The sequence below is a fragment of the Jannaschia sp. W003 genome, from assembly GCF_025144335.1.
Classification (GTDB): Bacteria; Pseudomonadota; Alphaproteobacteria; order Rhodobacterales; family Rhodobacteraceae; genus Jannaschia.
Genome location: NZ_CP083539.1, coordinates 1,512,144 through 1,527,496, shown reverse-complemented (window position 1 = coordinate 1,527,496; position 15,353 = coordinate 1,512,144). Strand labels below are relative to the sequence as shown.

The window sequence follows — 15,353 nt, the reverse complement described above, 5'->3', positions numbered from 1 at the left end:
CCGCGACGTATCCTGACCCGAGGCACGGCGCGCCCTGCCCCGAGTTGCGGGGCCGGCGAAATTAACCGACGCTGGCCCCATGCCCCACCCCAACCGCGTCCACCCCGACGGTCGCTTCCGCGCCGACCCCGAGCCAGGCACCCTCATGGGCAATCGTGGCATCCTCCTCGACGACCGGGGCGAGGCGCTGCCCAAGCGCTGGGCGCACAAGGCGTGGGTGTGCTGCGCGCTGGAGTTCGGGGGGCGCCACCGCAAGTTGCGGCAGCCGGGGCGCTACACGGAGCTGTTCTTCCTCGACGAGGCGGTGGCGCTCGCGGCGGGACATCGGCCCTGCGGCACCTGCCGGCGCGCGGCCTTCGCGCGGTGGCGGGCGCTGTGGGACGAGGTGCACGGCGTGGCGGCGGTCCCGGCGATGGACGCCGTGCTGCACGAGGCGCGGGCCGAGCCGGGGGGCCGCCGCATGCGCCGGGGCCGGACGGACGACGTGGGCGCGTTGCCCGACGGTGCCTTCGCTGTCTGGGACGGCGCGCCGCATCTCGTCCACGGGGGCGCCCTGCGCCGCTTCGCGGCGGGCGGCTACGGGGCGCCGCGGCCCCTGCCCCATGGCCCCGCCGAGGTGCTGACGCCCGCGCCTACGCTCGCCCTGCTGCGGGCCGGATACGCCCCCGCGCTGCACCCCTCCGCCGCCTGACCCGCCTCTCGCGCGCGGAACCCGCGGCGATCCGTCACGTTTTCCCCTCGCAACCACGGGGAGGCGGCCATGTCCGGAAGCGGCCCGATCGAGGAGCCGGTCGACCAGATCGAGGACGTCGCCACGGACGCCGAGCGCATCTCCGTGGGCGACGTGCTCGATGCGCTCGGCGAGCAGGGCTTCGGACCCATCCTCCTCGTCTCCAGCCTCGCCATGCTGCTGCCTGTGGGCATGCTGCCGGGGATGCCCGCGGTGGTGGGCCTGATACTCGTGCTGACGGGCTGGCAGCTTCTGAAGGGCGGAGACGGGGTGCGGCTGCCGGGTTGGATCTCGCGCCGGACCTTCAGCGCCGAGCCGGTGCATCGCAGCCTGGAGCGCGCGCATCGCTGGACGCGCAAGGCCGACCGCCTCGTGGGGCCGCGCTGGACCGAGTGGGCGCGGCACCGCTACGCCCAGTGGGGCGGCGCGATCCTGACGATGCTATGCGGCGCGGTGATGATCGTGCTCGGCGCCGTGCCGGGACTTCCGGCGGCGCTGGCGCTGCCCGTGGCGCTGTTCGGTCTGGGCCTGACGGCCGACAACGGCGTGCTGGTGGCGCTGGCGGGCGTGCTGGTGATCCCGGTGATCGCGCTGATGCTGTGGCTCTCGCCGGTGCCGCTGCCCTGGGTCGGCGGCGGCTAGGCCGGCGCGCCCCGAGGGGCACGCCGGCGCGGGGCGTCAGGCGATCGTGACGTCCATGGTGATGTCCGCGTTCAGCAGCTTCGAGATCGGGCAGTTCTGCTTGGCCCCCTCGGCGGCCTCGCGCAGGGTCGACTCGTCGGCGCCGGGCGCCTTGATCGTGACGTCGAGGTGCGAGGCGGTGACCGCGAAGCCCCCGTCCTTCTCCTCGAGCTTCACGGCGGCCTTCGTATCGATCGCCTCGGCGGTCACGTCGTGCTGGCCGAGCACCATCGACAGCGCCATCGAGAAGCACGAGGCGTGGGCCGCCGCGATCATCTCCTCGGGGTTGGTGCCGGGCTTGTCCTCGAAGCGGGTGTTGAACCCGTAGGGGTTGTCCTTCAGCGCGCCCGAGCCGGTCGAGACGGTGCCCTTGCCCTCCTTGAGGGTTCCGGTCCAGTGGGCGCTGCCGCGTTTCGTGATGGCCATGGGTGGCCTCCTTTCGGTGTTCCTGTGCGGGCCGGCGAGCCGGCCATCGTTCGCGGGGGCGCAACGAACGCCGGCGGGGCGGCGTTCCCGCGCTGCACGCGCAGCATCGGTGCGCGGGTGCGGCGTCGCGGTGCGCGCCGTCCCATTGAACGGCCGCCGCCGGCTCCCCACTTCCTCCACGATCCGCCGCGTTGACCCGGCGCCGCGGGGTTGATAGCGGTTCCGCGCCTGTGAAGGCGCGGGCCCCGGGGCCATCCGCCCCCCTCCCGATCACGGACGCCCGGAACCCAAGCGTCCAGAAACCCCGGCGAAGCGGCAATGGGGCCGCACGCCAAGAGGACGCCGATGACGAAATTCTCCGACCTGGGCCTCAGCCCGAAGGTGCTCAAGGCCGTGGAGGCCGCGGGCTACGACACCCCCACCCCGATCCAGGCGGACGCGATCCCGCCCGCGCTCGAGGGCCGCGACGTCTTGGGCATCGCCCAGACCGGCACCGGCAAGACGGCCAGCTTCACGCTGCCGATGATTACCAAGCTCTCCAAGGGCCGCGCCCGCGCGCGGATGCCCCGCAGCCTCGTGCTCGCGCCCACGCGCGAGCTGGCCGCGCAGGTGGCCGAGAACTTCGACACCTACGCGGAAGGCTCGAAGCTGACCAAGGCGCTGCTGATCGGCGGCGTCAGCTTCAAGGAGCAGGAGCAGCTGATCGACCGCGGCGTCGACGTGCTGATCGCCACGCCCGGCCGCCTGATCGACCACTTCGAGCGCGGCAAGCTGCTGCTGACGGGCGTGCAGATCATGGTCGTCGACGAGGCCGACCGGATGCTCGACATGGGGTTCATCCCCGACATCGAGCGCATCTTCGAGATGACGCCCTTCACCCGCCAGACGCTGTTCTTCTCGGCCACCATGGCGCCCGAGATCGAGCGGATCACCAACACGTTCCTCTCGAACCCGGTGAAGATCGAGGTGGAGCGCCAGAACACCACCTCCAAGACCATCACTCAGGTGCTCGTGCGCGGCGACTCGCGCCGCCGGGACGTCGCCTTCAAGGACAAGCGCGCGATCCTGCGCGCGCTGATCGAGCGCGATGGCGAGGCCTGCAAGAACGCGATCGTGTTCTGCAACCGAAAGGTCGACGTGGACGTGGTGGCGAAGTCCATGAAGCAGCATGGGCTCGATGCCGCGCCGATCCACGGCGACCTCGACCAGTCCCAGCGCACGCGCACCCTCGACGGGTTCCGCGACGGGAGCCTGCGCTTCCTCGTGGCCTCCGACGTGGCGGCGCGCGGGCTCGACATTCCGGACGTGTCCCACGTGTTCAACTTCGACGTCCCCTCCCACGCCGAGGACTACGTCCACCGCATCGGCCGCACGGGCCGCGCGGGCAAGCTGGGAACGGCCTACACGATCGCGGTGCCGGCCGACGAGAAGTACCTCGACGCCATCGAGAAGCTGATCGGCCATCCGATCCCGGCGGGCGACAACCCGCTCGGCGGCGGCACCGGCGGCGATGCGGCGGAGGCCGAGGCCCCGGCGCGCGACGAGAAGCCCAAGACGCGGTCCCGCTCGCGCTCGCGCGGCAAGCCCCGCGACGAGGCGCCCGCCCAGGCCACGGCCGAAGCGGTCGAGGTCCCCGCCCCCGCCGAGGCGGCGCCCGCGGAGGCCGAGGCGCCCCGCGAGGAGGCCCCGCGCGAGCAACGCAGCAGCTCCGGGCGCGGCGGACGCTCGCGCGGCGGACGGGTACGCACGGGCGGCGGCGACGACCGTGGCGGCGCGCGCGTCGTGGGCCTCGGCGACCACGTGCCGGGGTTCATCGAGATGAGCTTCGCGGAACGGCGCGAGACCGAGGGCGTTCGCGGCTAGAGCTGCGGGTCATCCGCCGAAGACGAGAAAGGGCGCGCCGCCGGGCGCGCCCTTCTTCGTTCGGGAGGTTGCCCCGGCTCGCGCCGGGGCCTCGTCGCCTACTCCGAGGCCAGCCGGGTGATCAGCACCGTCACCTCGGGGCGCTTGCCGATCTCCTCCTGGGCGACCTGGTGCACGGCCTTCTTGATCAGCGCCTCCAGCGCGTCATCGTCGCCCGCGGTGCGGGTGTCGACGCGGCCCAGTCGCTGGCCGAGCTCGCGCTCCATCTCCTCGGCGAGGTCGCGCCCGGCGCGGCCCGATTCGGGCAGGCCGCGCAGGCTCACCCAGGCCTCCTCCATGATCTGGTCGTCGTCCTCGACCATCACGGCGACCACGGCGTGGCCGTTCAGCGCCATGCGGATGCGGTCGCGCACCACGCCGTCGAACTGGCCCACCAGCGTGGAGCCGTCGAGGTAGGTGCGCCCCGTCTCCACCCGGTCGATCACCGTGGGCTTGTTGCCCGCGAGATCGAGCATGGTGCCGTTCGGCGCCACAACGCCCTCGCGCCCGAGGCTGCGCGCGAGGCGCGCGTGCTCGCGCAGGTGGCGGTGCTCGCCGTGCATCGGGATCACCGATGCGGGATCCACGAGCGCGTGCATCGTCTCGAGGTCGGGGCGGTTGGCGTGGCCCGAGACGTGGAACAGGCCGTCGTCGTCGGTGACCACGTCGACGCCCATCTCCGAGAAGGCGTTCATAATCCGCGCCACCTCCTTCTCGTTGCCGGGAATGGTCTTGGACGAGAACAGGAACGTGTCGCCCTCGCGCATCTCCATGCCGAAGTACTTGCCCTGGCTCAGCTGCGCCGAGGCCGCGCGCCGCTCGCCCTGGCTGCCGGTGACGATCAGCATCAGGTTCTCGCGCGGGAGGCTGGCGGCGTCCTCGGGCGAGACGGTCTTGGGGAAGTCCGTGAGGATGCCCTCCTCGACGGCGGCCTCGGTCATGCGGCGCATGGCGCGGCCCATGAGGCAGATCGAGCGGCCCGCCGCCTCGCCGGCCCGCGCGAGCGAGACCAGGCGCGCGACATTGGAGGCGAAGGTGGTGGCGACGAACATGCCCTTCGATCCGGCGACCAGCTCGCGGATGTTGGGGCCGACGAGGCTCTCGGAGCGGCCCTCGTGCTTGTTGAACACGTTGGTCGAGTCGCACACTAGCGCGCGCACGCCGCCCTTGGCGACCTCGCGGAAGCTGTCGGCGTCGAAGGCCTCGCCCAAGACGGGCACGAGGTCGATCTTGAAGTCGCCCGTGTGGACAATGCGGCCCGCGGGCGTGTCGATCACCAGCGCCGACGACTCGGGGATCGAGTGCGAGATCGGCAGGAAGCCGACCTTGAACGGCCCCGCCTCGACCTGCGCGGGCCAGGGCTCGGAGACGACCACAGCGCGCTCGTCGTGGCCCTGCTCCTTGAGCTTGCGGCGGGCGTGGTTGGCGGTGAAGCGGCGGCAGTGCACGGCGGGGCCGCCGAGGCGCCCGTGGAGGTGGCCGATCCCGCCCACGTGGTCCTCGTGGGCGTGGGTCACGAACACCGCCTCCAGGCGGTCGAGCTTGTCCATCAGCCACGAGACGTCGGGAAGGATGATGTCGACGCCGGGGGTGGTGTCCATGTCCGGGAAGGCGATGCCCAGATCCACGAGGATCAGGCGTTCCTTCCCCTCGGGGCCGTAGCCGTAGACGTAGGCGTTCATTCCGATCTCGCCGGCGCCTCCGAGTGGTAGGTAGATGAGGCGGTCTCTGCTCATGGATTGTCCTTGTTGAATCGGTGGATGACGGTCAGGCCGTGCATCGTGAGGTCACCCTCGAGGTGGTCGAAGAGGTCTTCGGATTGCTGGAAGAGGGGCGCGAGCCCGCCGGTGGAGACAACGGTCATGGACCGGTCCCGTTCCGCGCGGATGCGGGCGGTGATCTCCTTCACCAGCCCGACGTAGCCCCAGAAGATGCCCGACTGCATGCAGGCCACCGTGTTCGTGCCCACCACGCGCTGCGGGTGGGTGATGTCGACGTGCGGCAGCGCGGCGGCCGCCATGTGCAGCGCCTCCAGCGAAAGGTTCACGCCGGGGGCGATGACGCCGCCCACGTAGGCCCCGTCGGTGTCCACTACGTCGAAAGTCGTGGCGGTGCCGAAGTCGACGATGATGAGGTCGCCGCCGTGGCGGTCGAAGCCGCCGGCGCTGTTGACCAGCCGGTCGGGGCCGACGGTGGTGCCCTCGTCCACCCGCGGAGGCACCGGCAGGCGGCACTCGGGCTTGCCGACCACGAGGGGGCGGGTGCCGAAGTAGCGGTCGCACAGGACGCGCAGGTTGAACACGACCCGGGGCACCGTGGAGGACACGATGCAGTCCGTGATCGTCACCTCCAGGTCGTGGAGGCGCATCATGGTGCGCAGCCAGGTGTAGTACTCGTCGGCGGTGCGCTGATGCTGGGTGGCCATGCGCCACTCGGCCGCGAAGCGCGTCCCGTCCCAGAGCGCGAAAACGGTGTTGGTGTTGCCGCAGTCGATCGTCAGGAGCATGGGCGGCCTCCGAAGAACACGTCGCCCGCCGGGATCGCGCGGCGGCCGCCGGGCGTGCGCATCACGAAGTGGCCGGCCGCATCGACGTCCTCGAAGGTGCCGGGCACGGTCTCGGCGGGCAGGCGCGCGGTGGCCGGGGCGCCGAGGCCGTGGGCGCGGGCCAGCCAGTCGCGGCGCAGGGGCGCGAAGCCCTCGGCGATCAGGCGCGCCTCCTCGGCCGCGAAGCGGGGGGCGAGCGCGTCCAGCAGGGCCTCGGGGGCGACGCGTCCGTCCAGGGACGCGGGCGGCAGCGCGCCGGGCTCCAGCGCGGACGTGTCGGGTGCGGCGGCGAGGTTCACGCCGACGCCAAGCACCACGAGCTCCGGATCGGGCGCCTCGAGGAGGATGCCGGCGAGCTTGGCGCCTCCGAGCAGCACGTCGTTGGGCCACTTGAGCGCCAACCCCTCCACGCCGAACGCCTCCAGCGCGTCGAGGAGGGCCAGCGAGGCAGCGAAGGAGCGCAGGGCGTGGTCGGCGGGCGTGCCGGGCGGGCGCCAGGCCAGCGAGGCGGCGAAGTTGCCCAGCGGCATGGCCCAGGGGCGCCCCCGGCGGCCCCGCGCCGCGGTCTGCGCGTGGGCCAGCACCCAGAGCGGTGCGGAGGCGGCACGGAGGCGCGCCTCCTCGGAGGTGGAGCCGACCGTGCCCAGAACGATGCGGCCGACGCCCTCGGGCCAGCTCAAGCGCGGCAACGCATCACGGCACCAGCGTCAGGGCGGCGGCGGCGGCCACGCCCTCGAGGCCGAACATGTTGACGACGCCGAGCACCATGATCGCGGCCGCGGCCACCAGCGTGACCCACGGCAGGGTCCGCATCCCTGCGTCGAGGGGCGCGTCCTCCTCGCCGAAGTACATGTAGAACACGATGCGCAGGTAGTAGAACGCGCCGATGACGCTGGCGATCACGCCGAGGATGGCGAGCCAGGTGAGACCCGCGTTCACCGCAGCCTGCAGCACGTAGAGTTTGGCGAAGAAGCCCACGAGGGGCGGAATGCCGGCAAGGCTGAACATCAGCACCAGGAGGGCCAGCGCGCGGCCCGGATGGCGGTCCGATAGCCGGTTGAGCGAGGCGATGTCGGTGGTCTCGCGCCCGTCGCGGGTCATCGACAAGATGAAGGCGAAGGTGCCGAGGTTCATGACGACGTAGATCGCCATGTAGAGCAGCATCGCCTGCACACCCGCGGCCGTGCCGGCGGCGAGGCCCATCAGCGCGTAGCCCATGTGGGCGATCGAGGAGTAGGCCATGAGGCGCTTGATGTCGCGCTGGCCGATCGCGGCGATGGCGCCGAGGAACATCGAGATCACCGACAACACCACGACGATCTGCTGCCAGTCGGCCACGGCGCCGCCAAAGGCGCCGTAGGTGACGCGGGCGAACATCGCCATGGCGGCGACCTTGGGGGCGGTGGCCATGAGCGAGGTGATCGGCGTGGGCGCGCCCTCGTAGACGTCCGGGGTCCACATGTGGAACGGCGCGGCCGAGATCTTGAAGGCGAGGCCGGCCAGCAGGAACACGAGGCCGAACAGGAGGCCGAGGGCGAGGTGCCCGTCGATGGCGGCGGCGATCACGGTGCGGAAGTTGGTGGAGCCGGTGTAGCCGTAGACGAGGCTGATGCCGTAGAGCAGCAGGCCCGACGACAGGGCGCCGAGCACGAAGTACTTGAGGCCCGCCTCGGTGGAGCGCGCGGAGTCGCGGCGCAGGGCGGCCAGCACGTAGAGCGACAGCGACTGCAGCTCGAGGCCCATGTAGAGGGTCAGGAGGTCGTTCGAGGCCACCATCACCATCATGCCGACGACGGCGAGGGTGACGATCAGGGGGTACTCGAACTTCAGCAGCGCGTGGCGCTCCATCCAGTCGGTGGACATCAGCAGCACGACGGCAGCGGAGAGAAGGATGGTGACCTGCGCGAAGCGGGCGAAGCCGTCCTTCAGGACCATGCCGCCGAAGCCGAGGCCGTTGGCATCGGTCACGCCGATCCAGAAGGCGACCACCACCAGCACGGCGGCGGTCATCCAGGTCAGCGGCTTGGCCATGGCGTCCTTGCCGCCGTAGACGCCGGCGAGCAGCGAGCCCATGGCCCAGACGGCGAGCACGATCTCGGGAAGGACGGTGGAGAGGTCGGCGGACATCGCGGATTCCTAGTGGTCGGCCGCGGCGACGGCGGTGTGGAGGTCGAGGTTGGCCGTGGCCACGTCGTAGCGCGCGACCAGCTCGGCCACCGAGGGGCCGATGACGTCGGTGACGAGGCTGGGATAGACCCCGAGCAGGATTGTGAAGAAGATCAGCGGCGCAAAGATCGCGCGCTCGCGGCCCGTCATGTCGGTAATCGAGCGCAGGGATTCTTTGATCAGGTCCCCGAACACCACCCGGCGGTAGAGCCACAGCGCGTAGCCCGCCGACAGGATCACGCCGGTGCAGGCGATCACGCCGATGATGGTGGAGACTTGGAACACGCCCATGAGGGTGAGGAACTCGCCCACGAACCCGGAGGTGCCCGGCAGGCCGACGTTGGCCAGCGTGAAGAGCATGAAGACGGCGGCATAGGCCGGCATCCGGTTCACGAGCCCGCCATAGGCGGCGATGTCGCGGGTGTGCATCCGGTCGTAGATCACGCCCACGCACAGGAAGAGCGCGCCGGAGATGAAGCCGTGGCTGATCATCTGAAAGATCGCGCCGTCGATGCCCTGCCGGTTGGCGGCGAAGATGCCCATGGTCACGAAGCCCATGTGGGCAACCGAGGAGTAGGCGATCAGCTTCTTCATGTCCTCCTGCATCAGCGCCACCAGCGAGGTGTAGACGATGGCGATCACGGACAGCCACAGCACGAGGGGGCCGAGGATCTCGGAGCCCACGGGGAACATCGGCAGGGAGAAGCGCAGGAAGCCGTAGCCGCCCATCTTCAGGAGGATCGCGGCCAGCACCACGGAGCCGGCGGTGGGCGCCTGCACGTGGGCATCGGGCAGCCAGGTGTGCACGGGCCACATGGGCATCTTCACCGCGAACGACGCGAAGAAGGCGAGCCAGAGCAGCGTCTGCATGCCGCCCGGGATGGTGATCCCGAGGACCGAGAGCGTGTCGAAGGCGAAGCGGTGCTCCAGCAACGCGGGGATGTCGGTGGTGCCGGCGTCCACGTACATGGCGATCATGGCGACCAGCATCAGCACCGAGCCGAGCAGGGTGTAGAGGAAGAACTTGAAGGATGCGTAGATGCGCTCCTTGCCGCCCCAGATGCCGATGATCAGGAACATCGGGATCAGGCCCGCCTCGAAGAAGAGGTAGAACAGGATCAGGTCGAGCGCCGAGAACACGCCGAGCATCAGCGTCTCGAGCACCAGGAGCGCGACCATGTAGTCCTTCACCCGGTGGGTCACGGTCCAGCAGGACGCGATCACCAGCGGCATGAGGAAGGTGGTCAGCATCACGAACAGGATCGAGATGCCGTCCACGCCCATCTTGTAGCGCAAACCGAGCAGCCACTCGCGGTCCTCCAGGAACTGGAAGCCGGTGTCGGCCGGGTCGAACCCGGTCAGGAGGAAGATCGAGACCAGGAACGTGAAGCCGGTCGCGCCGAGGGCGAGCCACTTGGCGTTGCGCTGCGCCGCCTCGTCGTCGCCGCGCAGGAACAGGGCCAGGATCGCCGCGGCGATCAGCGGCGTGAAGGTGATGATCGAGAGAAGGTTGTCCATGGGGGCTTCAGTTCGCGGCGGCCAGCGTCATCCAGGTGATCAGGGCGACGAGCCCCAGCACCATCGTGAAGGCGTAGGTGAAGATGTAACCCGACTGGGCGCGATTGAGCCACTTGGTGGCGGTGGGCACGGCGCCCATGGCGAGGCCGTTGATGGTCCCGTCGATGACGTCGCCGTCGCCGCGCTTCCACAGGAAGCGGCCCAGGAACTTGGCGGGGTTCACGAAGACGTACTGGTAGATTTCGTCGAAGTACCACTTGTTGAGCAGGAACCGGTAGAGCGGCGGAACGGTGCGCGCCCAGGCCCCCGGCAGCGCGGTGCTGCGCAGGTAGAACAGCCAAGCCGTGCCCAGCCCCAGCAGCATCGCCACGAAGGGCGAAACCTTGACCCACTTCGGCACCTCGTGGGCCTCGTGGATCACGTGGTTCTCGGGGCCGATGAAGATCGCGCCCTCGCCCGGCTCCTGCAGGGGACGGTCGGCGGCGTGGTCGTCGGCGACGGCGGCGACGGCGGTGCCCTCGTCCGTGGCGACGATCGCGGCCTCGGCCTCATCGTCGCCGTGCCCGTCCTCGACCAGCGGCGCGCCGTGCTCCACCGCGGCGTGGGTGGAGATGCCGAACCACGCGTCGACGCTGGACTGCGAGCCGAAGAACGGCCCGTACCAGACCATGCCGGCCAGCACCGAGCCCACGGCCAGCACGCCGAGGGGCGCGGTCATCACCAGCGGGCTCTCGTGGGCGTGCTCGTGGGTGTGCCGGTCGCCGCGCGGCTTGCCGAAGAAGGTGAGGAACATCAGGCGCCACGAGTAGAACGAGGTGAGTGCGGCGGCCACGACCAGCAGCCAGAACACGATCCCGCCCTGCGTGCCCGCGAAGGCCGACTCGATCACGGCGTCCTTAGACAGGAAGCCCGCGAAGCCGATGTGGGTCAGCGGGATGCCGACGCCGGTGATGGCGAGGGTGCCGATCATCATCGCCCAGAAGGTATAGGGGATCTTCGTGCGCAGGCCGCCGTAGTTCCGCATGTCCTGCTCGTGGTGCATCGCGTGGATCACCGAGCCGGCGCCGAGGAACAGCATCGCCTTGAAGAAGGCGTGGGTGAAGAGGTGGAACATGGCGACCGAGTACGCGCCCACGCCGGCGGCCACGAACATGTAGCCGAGCTGCGACATGGTGGAGTAGGCGATCACGCGCTTGATGTCGTTCTGCACCAGCCCGATCGTGGCGGCCACGAAGGCGGTCAGCGCGCCCATGACGGCGACGAAGGCCATGGCGTTCGGCGCGAACTCCAGCACCGGCGACATGCGGCAGACCAGGAACACGCCCGCGGTCACCATGGTGGCGGCGTGGATCAGGGCCGAGACGGGGGTCGGGCCTTCCATGGCGTCAGGCAGCCAGGTGTGGAGGCCCAGCTGCGCGGACTTGCCGGCGGCGCCGATGAACAGGAGCACGGCGACGAGCTCGGCGGCGTTGAAGGTGCCGCCTATGAACTCGAGGTTGATGTCGGCGATCAGGGGCGCGGCGGCGAAGATGTCGCGGAACTGGATCGAGTCGACCAGGAAGAACAGCGCGAAGATGCCCAGGAGGAAGCCGAAGTCGCCCACGCGGTTGACGATGAACGCCTTCATGGCGGCGGCGCCTGCGCTCGGCTTGCGCCAGTAGAAGCCGATCAAGAGGTAGGAGGCGACGCCCACGCCCTCCCAGCCGAAGAAGAGCTGGAGCAGGTTGTCGGCCGTGATCAGCGTCAGCATCGCGAAGGTGAAGAAGCTGAGGTAGGCGAAGAAGCGCGGCTTGTAGGTCTCGCCCTCGCGCCACTGGGGGTCGTGGTCCATGTAGCCGAAGCTGTAGAGGTGCACGAGCGCCGAGACGGTGGTGACCACCACCAGCATGATCGAGACCAGCCGGTCGAGGCGGATCGACCAGTCGGTGGCGAGCGTGCCGCTCTCGATCCAGCGCATGAGGTTGACGTGGCGGATCTCGGCGGGGTCGTGGCTCAGGAATACGACCCACGACAGGAGCATTGCGAGGAACAGCAGGCCGGTCGCGGTGAAGAGCGCAGCGCGCTCGCCGATGAAGCGCCAGCCGAAGCCGCAGATCAGCGCGCCCACGAGGGGCGCGAGGAGGATGATCGTCAGCATGTCAGCCCCTCAGCCGGTTCACGTCTTCGACGTCGATGGTGCCGCGGTTGCGGAAGAAGCACACGAGGATGGCCAGCCCGATGGCGGCCTCGGCGGCGGCCACGGTCAGCACGAACAGCGTGAACACCTGCCCCGAGATGTCGGCCAGGAAGGCCGAAAAGGCGACGAAGTTGATGTTCACGGCGAGCAGGATCAGCTCGACGCTCATCAGGATGATGATGACGTTCTTGCGGTTCAAGAAGATGCCGAAGACGCCGATCACGAAGAGCGCGGCGGCGACCGTCAGGTAGTGCTCGAGTCCGATCATGTGTCCCTCGCGTGGGTCTGCTGCCCCGTTTGGCCGCGGCCTACAGGAAGCTGAAGCCGCCGAAAACCAGGATGATCAGCACGACGATGATGATGATGAGGGTGGTGCGGGACATGGGTCGTCCTCCTGTCGGGCGGCCCCGGGATGGGACCGCGGATGGGTCGGCTCAGAGCCCCTGCCCCGGCTTCACGTCGGTGGTGCGCATGGCCTTGGCCGGATCGCGCCAGATCTGCTGCAGGATGTCCTGGCGCTTGACGTCCTTGCGGTGCCGCAGCGTGAGGGCGATGGCGCCGATCATGGCGACCAGCAGGATCAGGCCCGCGAGCTGGAAGGCCAGCAGGTAGTCGTCGTAGAGCACCAGCCCGATGGCCGCGGTGTTTTGCTCGGCAAGCGGCACCAGCGTGGCGATGCCGTCGGCAACCACGACGCCCTCGGCCGATTCCCACACGCCGTAGGCGATGGTGAGCTGCATCAGGAGCACCAGCCCGATCAGGCCCGCCAGCGGCACGTAGCGCGCCATCTCGGCCTTCAGCTCGGCGAAGTCGATGTCGAGCATCATCACCACGAACAGGAACAGCACCGCCACCGCGCCCACGTAGACGATCACCAGCAGCATGGCGACGAACTCGGCGCCCAGCAGCACGAAGAGGCCGGCAGTGGAGAGGAAAGTGAGGATCAGCCACAGCACCGAGTGGACCGGGTTGCGGGACACGACGGTCATCAGCCCGCCCAGGATCACGAGGGCGGCGAACAGGTAGAAGGCGAAGTCGGCGACGGTCATTTCTTCTCCAGAACCTCGTTGGCGAGGGTCATGGCCTTGTTCATGGCGGGCAGGCCGCCGAACAGGCCCATGAGGCCGATGGTCTCGGCGACCTCCTGCGGGGTGGCGCCCTGCTCCACGGCCTGGCGGACCGTGATGCGGATCTGGCTCTCGGCCTGCGCGCCCAGCACGGTGAGGCCGGCGAGGGTCAGCAGCATCTTCGTCTTGGCGTCGAGCCCTTCGGGGTTCATGCCCTTGCCGGCGAACTGCTCGACCATGTCGCCGGGCATGGTGGGCCAGAGCTTCTCGAAGCCCTGGGGCGTGAAGTGCTCCAGCGCGGGGTTCATGGTCTTCGCCATGTCCTGCATCTGCGCCATCCACTGGGCGAAGGGGTTGGGCGCGTCGGTCATTCCGTGTCCCCTTCGAGCGCTTCCACCCGCTCCTCGACCTGATGGATGTAGCCCGCGATCGAGGTCAGGATCACGCCTTGCCCGCCGATGAGGGACCGCAGGTCCTTCAGTTCGCGCTTCACCTCGCTGCGGAACGCGGCGCGCTCCTCGCGCGAGGCGTGTTGCTCGTCGCGGATCTCCCGAAGCTGGGTCAGGATGAGGTTCTCGACATTCTCGCTCATCGGTAGGGCGCGTCCAGCTCGATGTTCTTGGCGATCAGCGCTTCCCAGCGATCGCCGTTCGCGAGCAGCTTCTCCTTGTCGTAGAACAGCTCCTCGCGGGTCTCGGTGGCGAACTCGAAGTTGGGGCCCTCGACCACGGCGTCCACGGGGCAGGCCTCCTGGCAGAAGCCGCAGTAGATGCACTTGGTCATGTCGATGTCGTAGCGCGTGGTGCGGCGCGAGCCGTCCTCGCGCGGCTCGGCGTCGATGGTGATCGCCTGGGCAGGGCAGATCGCCTCGCACAGCTTGCAGGCGATGCACCGCTCCTCGCCGTTGGGATACCGGCGCAGGGCGTGCTCGCCGCGGAAGCGGGGCGAGAGCGGACCCTTCTCGTGGGGATAGTTCACGGTCGCCTTGGGCGCGAAGAAGTACTTGAAGCCCAGCCGGAACCCTTCCCAGATGTCGGCAAGCAGCGCGTACTTCGCGGCGCGGGTCCAGTCCACTTGCGTCATCTCAGATCACTCCCGGGATTTCCCACCGCGCCCAGAAGGCGCCGGCGACCTGGAACTTGGCCAGGAAGGCCACGATCACCACCCAGGCCAGCGACAGGGGCAGGAACACCTTCCAGCCCAGCCGCATCAGCTGGTCGTAGCGGTAGCGCGGCACGATCGCCTTCACCATGGCGAAGAGGAAGAAGAAGAACGCCATCTTCAGCACCATCCAGAAGGCGCCGTCGGGCAGGAACGGGACCGGCGACAGCCAGCCGCCGAAGAACAAGAGCGAGGTCAGCGCGCACATCAGGAAGATCGCGATGTACTCGCCTGCCATGAACAGCAGGAACGGCGTCGACGAGTACTCCACCTGGTAGCCTGCCACGAGCTCGGACTCGGCCTCGGGCAGGTCGAAGGGCGGGCGGTTGGTCTCGGCCAGGGTGGAGATGAAGAACAGGAACACCATCGGGAAGTGCGGCAGCCAGTACCAGCCGAAGAAGCCCCAGCCGTTGTCCTGCGCGCGCACGATGTCGCCGAAGTTGAGCGATCCGGTCGAGAGGATCACGCCGATGATGATCAGGCCGATCGACACCTCGTAGGAGATCATCTGCGCCGCGGACCGCAAGGAGCCGAGGAAGGGATACTTCGAGTTCGATGCCCAGCCGCCCATGATCACGCCGTACACCTCGAGCGAGGACACGGCGAAGACGTAGAGGATGGCGACGTTGATGTCGGCCAGCACCCAGCCATCCGAGAACGGGATCACCGCCCAGGCGATCATGGCGAGCACGAAGGAGACGAGGGGCGCGAGCAAGAACACCGTGCGGTCGGCGCCGGCGGGGATCACGATCTCCTTGACCACGTACTTCAGCGCGTCGGCCACCGTCTGCAGCAGGCCGAACGGGCCGACCACGTTGGGGCCGCGGCGCATCTGCACGGCGGCCCAGATCTTGCGGTCGCCGTACACCAGGAACAGCAGCGAGATCATCACGAAGCCCAGCACGGCGAGGCACTGGACCAGGATGGTCAGCGCGATCCCGAGGGGGCTGAGGAGGAATTCGGACATGTCGTTCCCTTGCT

Annotated in this window: 16 protein-coding genes; 3 read left to right on the top strand and 13 right to left on the bottom strand. The window is 69.3% G+C overall.

The genetic code is table 11. From position 1 onward, the window contains the following. Positions 1-79: 79 nt before the first annotated feature. Together K3554_RS07490 and K3554_RS07485 are read left to right on the top strand one after the other, a co-directional pair. Entirely contained in the window at positions 80-691 is a 612-nt protein-coding gene (locus tag K3554_RS07490) for a hypothetical protein (protein WP_259945503.1), read from the top strand. A 69-nt stretch (positions 692-760) separates the two neighbouring features. After that, positions 761-1,372 carry an exopolysaccharide biosynthesis protein gene (locus tag K3554_RS07485; RefSeq protein ID WP_259945501.1) on the top strand — a complete coding sequence of 204 codons (612 nt, stop codon included), beginning with the start codon at positions 761-763 and terminating at the stop codon, positions 1,370-1,372. A gap of 36 nt (positions 1,373-1,408) precedes the next feature. Here the strand turns inward: K3554_RS07485 and K3554_RS07480 are convergent, their stop codons facing one another. After that, positions 1,409-1,837 (bottom strand): OsmC family protein, encoded by a 429-nt coding sequence (locus K3554_RS07480; RefSeq protein WP_259945500.1) that lies wholly within the window; start codon positions 1,835-1,837, stop codon positions 1,409-1,411. A gap of 345 nt (positions 1,838-2,182) precedes the next feature. On the opposite strand from K3554_RS07480, the gene K3554_RS07475 reads away from it, so the two are divergent. Further along, the gene (locus K3554_RS07475) at positions 2,183-3,700 is read left to right on the top strand and encodes a DEAD/DEAH box helicase (protein ID WP_259945499.1); all 1,518 of its coding nucleotides are present in this window, start codon (positions 2,183-2,185) and stop codon (positions 3,698-3,700) included. A gap of 98 nt (positions 3,701-3,798) precedes the next feature. On the opposite strand, the gene K3554_RS07470 is transcribed toward K3554_RS07475, so the two are convergent. From K3554_RS07470 to nuoH, 12 genes are all read right to left on the bottom strand, one after another. Further along, positions 3,799-5,475 (bottom strand): ribonuclease J, encoded by a 1,677-nt coding sequence (locus K3554_RS07470; RefSeq protein WP_259945498.1) that lies wholly within the window; start codon positions 5,473-5,475, stop codon positions 3,799-3,801. After that, a complete protein-coding gene (locus K3554_RS07465) occupies positions 5,472-6,245 on the bottom strand; it encodes a type III pantothenate kinase (protein ID WP_259945497.1) in 774 nt (257 codons plus the stop codon). Before K3554_RS07465 ends, K3554_RS07470 begins: the two co-directional genes overlap by 4 nt. Further along, positions 6,236-6,964: a biotin--[acetyl-CoA-carboxylase] ligase gene (locus K3554_RS07460; RefSeq protein WP_259945496.1), complete on the bottom strand. Its 729-nt coding sequence runs from the start codon at positions 6,962-6,964 to the stop codon at positions 6,236-6,238. The genes K3554_RS07465 and K3554_RS07460 overlap by 10 nt, the downstream gene beginning before the upstream one ends. Positions 6,965-6,977: 13 nt before the next feature. Then, positions 6,978-8,411, bottom strand: coding sequence for an NADH-quinone oxidoreductase subunit NuoN (gene nuoN / locus K3554_RS07455; RefSeq protein WP_259945495.1), 1,434 nt, complete (start codon positions 8,409-8,411; stop codon positions 6,978-6,980). A 9-nt stretch (positions 8,412-8,420) separates the two neighbouring features. Next, positions 8,421-9,968 carry an NADH-quinone oxidoreductase subunit M gene (locus K3554_RS07450; RefSeq protein ID WP_259945493.1) on the bottom strand — a complete coding sequence of 516 codons (1,548 nt, stop codon included), beginning with the start codon at positions 9,966-9,968 and terminating at the stop codon, positions 8,421-8,423. 7 nt (positions 9,969-9,975) lie between these two features. Continuing rightward, positions 9,976-12,105, bottom strand: a complete 2,130-nt coding sequence (gene nuoL / locus K3554_RS07445) for an NADH-quinone oxidoreductase subunit L (protein WP_259945491.1) — start codon at positions 12,103-12,105, stop codon at positions 9,976-9,978. Between the two features lies 1 nt (position 12,106). Next, complete coding sequence (gene nuoK / locus K3554_RS07440; protein ID WP_259945489.1) at positions 12,107-12,412, bottom strand: NADH-quinone oxidoreductase subunit NuoK; 306 nt, start codon at positions 12,410-12,412, stop codon at positions 12,107-12,109. Positions 12,413-12,578: 166 nt separating this feature from the next. Continuing rightward, on the bottom strand, positions 12,579-13,193 hold the full coding sequence (locus K3554_RS07435) for an NADH-quinone oxidoreductase subunit J (RefSeq protein ID WP_259945487.1): 615 nt from the start codon (positions 13,191-13,193) through the stop codon (positions 12,579-12,581). Next, complete coding sequence (locus tag K3554_RS07430; RefSeq protein WP_259945485.1) at positions 13,190-13,582, bottom strand: carboxymuconolactone decarboxylase family protein; 393 nt, start codon at positions 13,580-13,582, stop codon at positions 13,190-13,192. Before K3554_RS07430 ends, K3554_RS07435 begins: the two co-directional genes overlap by 4 nt. After that, a complete protein-coding gene (locus K3554_RS07425) occupies positions 13,579-13,803 on the bottom strand; it encodes a hypothetical protein (protein ID WP_259945483.1) in 225 nt (74 codons plus the stop codon). Before K3554_RS07425 ends, K3554_RS07430 begins: the two co-directional genes overlap by 4 nt. After that, positions 13,800-14,294, bottom strand: a complete 495-nt coding sequence (gene nuoI / locus K3554_RS07420; RefSeq protein ID WP_259945482.1) for an NADH-quinone oxidoreductase subunit NuoI — start codon at positions 14,292-14,294, stop codon at positions 13,800-13,802. The genes K3554_RS07425 and nuoI overlap by 4 nt, the downstream gene beginning before the upstream one ends. Before the next feature lies 1 nt (position 14,295). Further along, a complete protein-coding gene (nuoH, locus tag K3554_RS07415) occupies positions 14,296-15,339 on the bottom strand; it encodes an NADH-quinone oxidoreductase subunit NuoH (RefSeq protein WP_259945481.1) in 1,044 nt (347 codons plus the stop codon). Between the last annotated feature and the right edge of the window lie 14 nt (positions 15,340-15,353).

Excerpts from the sequence above, each read along its gene's own strand:
- K3554_RS07490 (WP_259945503.1), top strand. The coding sequence starts at position 80 with ATGCCCCACCCCAACCGCGTCCACCCCGACGGTCGCTTCCGCGCCGAC.
- K3554_RS07485 (WP_259945501.1), top strand. The coding sequence starts at position 761 with ATGTCCGGAAGCGGCCCGATCGAGGAGCCGGTCGACCAGATCGAGGAC.
- K3554_RS07480 (WP_259945500.1), bottom strand. The coding sequence starts at position 1,837 with ATGGCCATCACGAAACGCGGCAGCGCCCACTGGACCGGAACCCTCAAG.
- K3554_RS07475 (WP_259945499.1), top strand. The coding sequence starts at position 2,183 with ATGACGAAATTCTCCGACCTGGGCCTCAGCCCGAAGGTGCTCAAGGCC.
- K3554_RS07470 (WP_259945498.1), bottom strand. The coding sequence starts at position 5,475 with ATGAGCAGAGACCGCCTCATCTACCTACCACTCGGAGGCGCCGGCGAG.
- K3554_RS07465 (WP_259945497.1), bottom strand. The coding sequence starts at position 6,245 with ATGCTCCTGACGATCGACTGCGGCAACACCAACACCGTTTTCGCGCTC.
- nuoN (WP_259945495.1), bottom strand. The coding sequence starts at position 8,411 with ATGTCCGCCGACCTCTCCACCGTCCTTCCCGAGATCGTGCTCGCCGTC.
- K3554_RS07450 (WP_259945493.1), bottom strand. The coding sequence starts at position 9,968 with ATGGACAACCTTCTCTCGATCATCACCTTCACGCCGCTGATCGCCGCG.
- nuoL (WP_259945491.1), bottom strand. The coding sequence starts at position 12,105 with ATGCTGACGATCATCCTCCTCGCGCCCCTCGTGGGCGCGCTGATCTGC.
- nuoK (WP_259945489.1), bottom strand. The coding sequence starts at position 12,412 with ATGATCGGACTCGAGCACTACCTGACGGTCGCCGCCGCGCTCTTCGTG.
- K3554_RS07435 (WP_259945487.1), bottom strand. The coding sequence starts at position 13,193 with ATGACCGTCGCCGACTTCGCCTTCTACCTGTTCGCCGCCCTCGTGATC.
- K3554_RS07430 (WP_259945485.1), bottom strand. The coding sequence starts at position 13,582 with ATGACCGACGCGCCCAACCCCTTCGCCCAGTGGATGGCGCAGATGCAG.
- K3554_RS07425 (WP_259945483.1), bottom strand. The coding sequence starts at position 13,803 with ATGAGCGAGAATGTCGAGAACCTCATCCTGACCCAGCTTCGGGAGATC.
- nuoI (WP_259945482.1), bottom strand. The coding sequence starts at position 14,294 with ATGACGCAAGTGGACTGGACCCGCGCCGCGAAGTACGCGCTGCTTGCC.
- nuoH (WP_259945481.1), bottom strand. The coding sequence starts at position 15,339 with ATGTCCGAATTCCTCCTCAGCCCCCTCGGGATCGCGCTGACCATCCTG.